This is a genomic window from Microbispora sp. ATCC PTA-5024 (assembly GCF_000511135.2).
Taxonomy (GTDB): Bacteria; Actinomycetota; Actinomycetes; order Streptosporangiales; family Streptosporangiaceae; genus Microbispora; species Microbispora corallina.
The window spans coordinates 213,285-220,613 of the sequence record NZ_KI866528.1 but is presented as its reverse complement, the minus strand read 5'-3'; the positions used below and the strand labels follow the sequence as shown (position 1 = coordinate 220,613).

5 protein-coding genes are annotated in these 7,329 nt (G+C 74.4%); 1 reads left to right on the top strand and 4 read right to left on the bottom strand.

The features are described 5' to 3' along the window. The first annotated feature begins 234 nt into the window (after window positions 1–234). Window positions 235–1,020, top strand: a complete 786-nt coding sequence (locus tag MPTA5024_RS37925; protein WP_036333318.1) for a helix-turn-helix domain-containing protein — start codon at window positions 235–237, stop codon at window positions 1,018–1,020. An 11-nt stretch (window positions 1,021–1,031) separates the two neighbouring features. Here MPTA5024_RS37925 and MPTA5024_RS37920 read toward each other — a convergent pair whose 3' ends face one another. The 4 genes from MPTA5024_RS37920 to MPTA5024_RS37905 form a co-directional block, all read right to left on the bottom strand. Continuing rightward, window positions 1,032–1,859 carry a helix-turn-helix transcriptional regulator gene (locus MPTA5024_RS37920; protein ID WP_036333316.1) on the bottom strand — a complete coding sequence of 276 codons (828 nt, stop codon included), beginning with the start codon at window positions 1,857–1,859 and terminating at the stop codon, window positions 1,032–1,034. A 59-nt stretch (window positions 1,860–1,918) separates the two neighbouring features. After that, entirely contained in the window at window positions 1,919–2,887 is a 969-nt protein-coding gene (locus MPTA5024_RS37915) for an acetylxylan esterase (RefSeq protein ID WP_036333723.1), read from the bottom strand. 122 nt (window positions 2,888–3,009) lie between these two features. After that, window positions 3,010–5,472, bottom strand: coding sequence for a glycosyl hydrolase family 95 catalytic domain-containing protein (locus MPTA5024_RS37910; protein ID WP_063794870.1), 2,463 nt, complete (start codon window positions 5,470–5,472; stop codon window positions 3,010–3,012). Window positions 5,473–5,533: 61 nt separating this feature from the next. Then, on the bottom strand, window positions 5,534–7,329 hold a 1,796-nt coding region (locus MPTA5024_RS37905), incomplete at its 5' end, for an alpha-galactosidase D (protein ID WP_198167660.1).

Genomic DNA, 7,329 nt, shown 5'->3' with positions numbered 1-7,329 from the left:
AAGCCGCACCTCGGCCCCCGCTCCCCCGCCTCGGCCGCCCACCCGGCACCGGCCCCTTCCGGCGGCGACGCCGCGGCGCGGTGACCGGCAGGCCGGACGCCGCCGCGCGGGCTGGATCGGGCCGCCGGACGCCTCCGCACGGGGTGGATCGGGTCCCGCCCTCTGGGACTCCGCTCCGTTCCTAGGTGTGACGCACCCATCCTTGGGACCCCACAGAGGTCATAGCGTGGCGTCGTGGAAGTTCTGGCCGACCTGCTCCGCGCTCTGCGCACGACAGCCCCACTGGACGCCCTGGCTCGGCTGCCCCGTCGCGGACGGACCCGGGGGCTGCGCCGCGACGAGGTGGCCATGCTGACCGGCCTCGACCCCGAGTACTACGCACGCCTGGAACGCGGTGAGGTGGCCGAACCGCCCGACTGGGTGCTCGACGTCCTCGCCCGCGTCTTCGGCCTCGACGCCGACGCCGTCGACCGCATGCACCGGCTCGCGCACCCGGCCGTACGGCGCCGGGTGCCCCCCGTCGTCCAGCAGACCGTCGACAACTGGCACCGGGCGCCGGTCTTCGCCGTCAACCGGCGGCTGGACGTCCTGGCCTCCAACAGGCTGGCTCGCGCCCTGTTCGACGGCATGGACCACACGGACAACCTGATGCGGCACGCGTTCCTCGAGCCCGGCGCCCAGGGGTTCTTCCGCAACTGGGAGCGGGAGGCGTGCTCCAAGGTGGCCCACCTGGCCGCCGCCAACGGGGACGACGCCGACGCCCCCGAGGTACGGGACCTGGTCGACCAGCTCTGCTCGGAGAGCACGGAGTTCCGCCGGATGTGGGGCCGCAGGGACGCCGAGGTGGACGAGTTCAAGCACATGTACCACCCCGAGGTCGGCGACATGGACCTCCGGCACGACACCCTGTCGGTCGGCGGCGCCCCCGACGTGCTGCTCTACGTCTGCCACGCCGACCCCGGCAGCGCCGCGGAGGAGGCGCTCACCCTGCTGGGCATCCTCGCGGCCGGCGAAACGTGAGCCCGGTCACGTCACGCGGACCCCGTGTGCCGCGCCGCCGAGAGGTGGGCCAGCTCGATCAGGGCCCGTTCGGAGGGGCTGCCGGGCTCGGCCTGGAAGACCACCAGCTCCTGGCCGGGGGCGCCGTTGACGGCGAACGCGTCGAGGTGGAGGACCATCTCCCCGACCTCGGGGCGGTACATGCGCTCGCACGCCCGGGACTTGGGCCACACGTCGTGGCGGCCCCACATCACGCGGAAGTCCTCGCTGGCCGCGGAGAGCTCCCTGACCAGCTCGACCAGGGCCGGGTCGCCGAGGTCCGACCCCATGGCCGCCCGCACGTACGCGACCTTGTACCGCGCCTCCTGCTCCCAGTCGAGGTAGAAGTGGCGGGACGCGGGGTCGAGGAAGGTCAGCTTCAGGAGGTTGCCGGGGTGTTTCAGCCCGTCGATGAGGGCCGCGCCGAGCCGGTTCGTGGCGAGCACGTCGAGTCTCCGGTTGACCACGTACGCGGGCGCCTGTGTCCAGTACTCCATGAGCCGCCTGACCCGGGCGTCGACGCGGTCGTCCGCCGTGCGGGCGCTGCGGGGACGGGCGAGCTCGTAGAGGTGGTCGACGGCGTCGGAGTCGAGGCACAGGGCCCGCGCCAGGGCGCCGACGACCTGGTCCGACGGGCGGCGTTCCCGGCCCTGTTCGAGCCGCGTGTAGTAGTCGATGCTGACGCCCGCCAGCATCGCCACCTCCTCCCGGCGCAACCCCGGCGTGCGCCGCTGGCCGCCCGCCCGCAGGCCGACCTGCTCGATCGACGTGAGGCGGCGCCGGGCGCGCAGGAAGTCCCCGAGCGGCCCAAAGCCTTCCACCTCACCAACGTATGACACATCGCCGCCGCGAGGGTGGACCCGCCAGTCCCAGGAGTGGGTCAGGCCGGAGGTGACAGGCGCGCCGAGAAGGCGGCCAGGGCGATCTCCAGATCGGCCGGCCCGCCCGCCTCGTGCCCGTTGTACTCCCACACCGCGATCTCCTTCGGGCCGCCGTACGCGTCGAAGGCCGCGAAGGCCGTGGACGGCGGGCAGACCCCGTCGAGGAGGCCGGTCGAGAACCACGCGGGGGCGACCGCCCGCCGCGCGAACGCGATCCCGTCGAAGTACGCCAGGGTCGCGAGCGTGCGCCGCGGCTCGCTCCGGTGCGTCGCCAGATACCCCGCTATCTCCTGGTACGGGCCGTCGGTGGCCGTGCGGACGGCCCCGGGGATGTCGCACAGCAGCGGCGCCTGGAGGTGCACCGCCCGCAGGCCGGGCACCAGGCCCGCCACGGCCAGCGCGATGCCGCCGCCCTGGCTCGCGCCGACGACGCCCACCCGGGCCGGGTCGATCATGCCGGCGCTCCGGACGGCCTGGACGGCCCGCACCGCGTCCGTGAACACCCGGCGGTAGAAGTACGTCTCCGGGGCGGCGATCCCGCGCGTCATGAACCCGGGGTAGGCGGGGCCCGCGCCCACCGGGTCCGGGGTGACGCCGCCGGCGTAGGCGCCGCCCTGCCCGCGGGTGTCCATCAGCAGGTGCGCGTACCCGGCCGAGGGCCACAGCAGGTCGTCGAGCGGGTGGCCGCGGCCGCTGGCGTAGCCGTGGTACTGCACGACGGCCGGCAGCGGCTCCTCCCGGTGCCGGGGGACGCGCAGCCAGGCCCGGATGGGGTGGCCGCCGAACCCGCGGTAGCTCACGTCGAACACCTCGACCGTGCGCAGCGGCGTGGCGACAGGGGTGAGCGCGAGGTCGAGCGGGTGCCCGGCCGCCTCGTCGAGGGTCGTCCGCCAGAAGTCGTCGAAGTCCCCGGGCTCCTCGTAGGAACCGGAACGCGCCCGCGGTTCGACGCCGGGATCGGCCGTCATCGGCCCTCCGTCCTCTCCGGAACCGCGCCGGCCGCGCGGGTCCACACCGGGATCGGCCGTCATCGGCCCTCCGTCCTCTCCGGAACCGCGCCGGCCGCGCGGGTCCACACCGGGATCGGCCGTCATCGGCCCTCCGTCCTCTCGTGTCCGGCCGTGGGCTCGTGCCCGGCCGTCGGCTCGCACCCGGCCGGCGAGGGCACCAGGGCAGCCTCCTCGCCTCCGGCCAGCGTCACCTCCGCCGTCGCGTCCCCGTGGCGGACGCGCAGCGTGCGCGGCCCGCCGGGGACGTCGTTGCGGACGGTCAGCGAGGTGAGCGCGCCGCGCCGCCAGGTGAGGCCGACGCTCCACCCGCCGCGGCAGCGCACGCCCCTGGCCTCCCCGTCGGGCCACTCCTCCGGCACGGCCGGCAGGACGCGGACGACCCCGCCGTGGCTCTGGACCACCATCTCCAGCACCGCCGCCATGAGCCCGTAGTTGCCGTCGATCTGGAACGGCGGGTGGGTGCTGAACAGGTTGGGCAGCAGGCCGCCCCACTCGGAGCCGTCGACGGGCCCGTGCACGCCGGCGTCGCCGTCGTACGGACGGGTGGCCTCCAGGAAGAGGCTCCGGGCGGCGCCGGCGTCGCCGAGCCGCGCCCGGAGCGCGATCTTCCACGCCCACGACCATCCCATGGCCCCTGGACCACGGGTGTCCAGCGATCTCGCCGCGGCGGCGGCCAGATCCGGCGTCCGGCCGGGGTCGATCTCGTCGAAGGGGTAGAGGCCGACCAGGTGGGACAGGTGCCGGTGGTGCGGGTCGTGCTCCGGGTGGTCCTCCGCCCACTCCCTCAGCCGGCCGTCCGGCCCGACGCCGGGATCGCGCAGCAGGGGCAGCGCCGCCTCGATGCGCGGGACGACGGGGTCGTCCACGCCGAGCGTCCGGGCCGCCCGGAAGCAGCGCGCGAACAGCGTGCGGATCATCGCCATGTCCATGGCGGTGGAGTACGAGAGCGACTCGGGGGTCCCCCGGCGCGAGAGGAAGAGGTTCTCCGGCGAGGTGGACGGGATCGTGTCGAGACGGCCGTCCGGGCCCTCGGTGAGCCAGTCGAGGCAGAACTCGGCGCAGCCCCGCAGCACCGGCCAGGCGCGGTCGCGGAGGAAGCCGGTGTCCTGTCCGAACTCGTAGTGGTCCCACAGGTGCTGGGCCAGCCAGACGCCGCCCATCATCCAGATCGCCCACGACGGGTTCCCGTGGCCCATGCCGACGGGCAGGGCCCATCCCCACATGTCCGTGTTGTGGTGCGCCACCCAGCCGCCCGTGCCGTACAGCCGCCGGGCGACCTCCGCGCCGGTGTGCGACAGCCGTTCGACGAGGTCGAACAGCGGCTCGTGGCACTCGGGCAGGCCGCCGGTCTCGGCTCCCCAGTAGTTCATCTGGGTGTTGATGTTGACGGTGTAGTTGGACGACCAGGCGGGCCGCAGCTCGGCGTTCCACATGCCCTGCAGGTTCGCCGGCGGCCCGGCGCCCCGCCGGGAGGCCGACGCGAGCAGATACCGGCCGAGCCGCACCATGACCGTGGCGCGCAGGCCCTCGTCCGCGCCGCCGAGCACGTCACGCGCGACGTCGAAGGTGCCCGCCCCGCGCCGGCCGACGACGAGGCGGGTGCGGCCGAGGAGGGCGCGCAGGTCCTCCCGGTGCGCGTCCAGCAGGTGCCGGGCGCCGGCGGCGAGGGCCTGCGCGGCGCGGCGCCCGGCCCGCAGCAGGTGCTCCTCCCGGCTCGCCCCGGGCGCGCCCGCCCAGGCGTCGCCCGCGGCGGTGGAGCTCGTGAGGACGATCAGCGCCCGGGACATGCCCTGGGCCGACCAGACGCCGCCGGAGACCGAGACGCGGCCGTCCGTGTCCACCCGGACGGCCGCCGCGGCGAACGGGTCGTACCCATCAGGGACGGGCCCGCCGTACCGCAGGGGCTCGGCGACGTCCGGCTCGTGCGCCGGGGCGCCGTCGGTGGGCACCTCGACGCCCAGCGTGAACCCGTCCGGGCCGGCGACGTGGTGGACGGTCCGGAGCGGGGAGGTCAGCTCCAGGCGCAGGTCCGCCGTCCCGCCCTCGACAAAGATCGCGACGCAGACGGCCTCCGCCCGGCGGCTCGCCCAGGTCAGTCGCCGCACGGTCCGCCCGCCCGCCTCGAAGGTCTCGGTGACCACCCCGTCGTCCAGGTTCAGGGCGCGGCCGAGGTATCCGGCGTCGTCGCCGTCCATGCTCGCCCACAGGTCCGCGAAGGGCAGGTACTCCTGGCTGTACCGGCCCTCGAACGCCATCAGCAGGGCCTCCGCCCGCCGGTGGTCCTCCTCGCGGACCGCCCGCCGGACGTCGGCGAGCCGGCCGGGGCCCGCGCCGGCGGCGAGGACCTCCTCCAGCGCCCGGGCCGGTCCCCCGGGCTCCCCCGACCAGACCGTGGAGTCGTTGACCTGGAGCCGGGCCCGGCGCACGCCGCCGAACACCATCGCGCCGAGCCGGCCGTTGCCGACAGGCGCGGCCTCGTACCAGCTCGACGCCGGCCGCGGCCACGACAGGACGAGGTCGCCGGACTCCCGCTCCTCGCTCAAGGTACGTCTCCTTCGTTCGGGGGAGGCCCGGACGGCGTCCGGGCCTCCCGTGGGCGCCGCCCTAGCGGTCGAGCGGGATGTCCACCCTGTCGACGTCCGGCGAGTAGACCGGCGTCGAGCTGTCGATCTCGATGGTGTTCGCGCCGGCCCGCAGTTGCAGCGGGACGGTGATCGTGGCCGGGACGTCCCAGCCGCCGCTCGGCGGAAAGGCCAGGGTGACGGCGTTCTGGCCGTCGGCGGAGACGGTGGCCGAGCGCGGGTCGCCCGTGGCGTAGCGGATGTTCACCTGGTAGAGGCCGGCCTTCGGGACGGTGACGCCGTTGACGCGCAGCGCGCCGCCGTTGTAGAGGTTGCCGACCTTCATCCCGCCGGAGCACCCGGAGCACCCAGCGGCGGAGGCGCCGCCCACCAGCGTGTTGCCCGGGGCCTCCGCCTCGTACGAGACGACCTTGAGCGGGCCGCCGCGCGGCGTGACCCGAAGCAGCCGGGAGCCGTGCGCGGGCAGCGTCGCGGAGACGGAGCCGTCCTGCGCGCCGAGGTCCTTGTGCTGCCACAGGTCGCGGACATCGGCCCGGCCGCCGAACCCGAAGCTGCTCCAGTGCGCCGTCACCTGGGCCGGGAAGGCGCCCATGTTGAACAGCGCCACGGTGTAGGTGCCGTCGGCGTTCTTCACGCCCCAGACCTGTGCCGGGCCGGTGGCCGTGACCGGCCGGGCCGGAAGGCCCTGCTGGTCGACCGCGATGACCTCCTTGTTGGTCAGCAGGGACAGGCCGTACGGGTCGAGCTTGGTCAGGTCGTCACCGGTGTAGAGCGGGGAGGCCGAGATCGCCCACAGCGTCATGTAGCTCTGCCGCTCGTCCTGGGTCAGGCCGTCCATCTGGCCGCTGCCCACGTCGAGCGAGTCGAGGTCGTTCCATCCGCCGGGTCCGGCCCACGGCGTCCAGGCGGGGACGTCGTCCCACCGGATCTTCACCGAGTTGTTCCAGGTCACCAGCGTGTCGCAGTAGCACTCGACGTCGGTCTCGATGCGCCAGCCGTTCGCGTACCTCTTCCAGTCGGCCGCGTGGCCGCGGTCGAGGGACCACGACAGCTCGAAGTGGATCGGCCGTCCCGTCTTCGCGATGGCGGCCTGCCAGGCGGCCACGTCCGGGATGTTGTCGTAGTTGTCGCCGCTCCTGAACGAGCCGGGCCCGACCCCGTCGAGCTTGAGGAAGTCGTAACCCCAGTCGGCGATCAGCTGCGCCTGCGAGTCGACGTACTTCTGGGCGCAGGGCCGGGAGAAGTCGATCTTGTACGAGCTGTCCCAGCCGTTGGTGGTGCGCAGGTCCGGGTACACGATGTCGGCCGTGGTGCAGCCGGCGGCGTTCCAGATCGGCGTCGCGCCGTTCTTGTACGCCTCCTTGGCCAGGCCGACCGCGAGGTAGATGCCGGCCTTCAGGCCCTTGGCGTGGAGCTGGTCCGCCACGTACTTCATGCCGTGGGGGAACCGGTCGGGTGAGGCGATCTCCCGGCCGTACTCGTCGAAGCCGGGCGCCCAGTCGGTCGCCCGCGACCACCCGGCGTCGATGTTCACGTACTCGTAGCCGTACGGCTTGAGGGTGGAGGCGACCACGTCGGCCTGCTCCAGCACATGGGCCTCGGTCAGCCAGTTGCCGTTGCCGCCGGGGTTGACCCCCGGGTACTTCGTGGACTCCAGGCTCCAGCTGCTCCACCCCATGTACGGGCGGGCGGCCAGGCCGTCGCCGGCGGCGGTCCGGGCCGCCTTGAGCGCGGCGGCCCGGTCGGAGGGCGAGGGGTCCTCGGTGACGGCGCCGGGGGCGGCGGCGGACGGGCTGGGCTTGGGACCGGGCTTCGGCC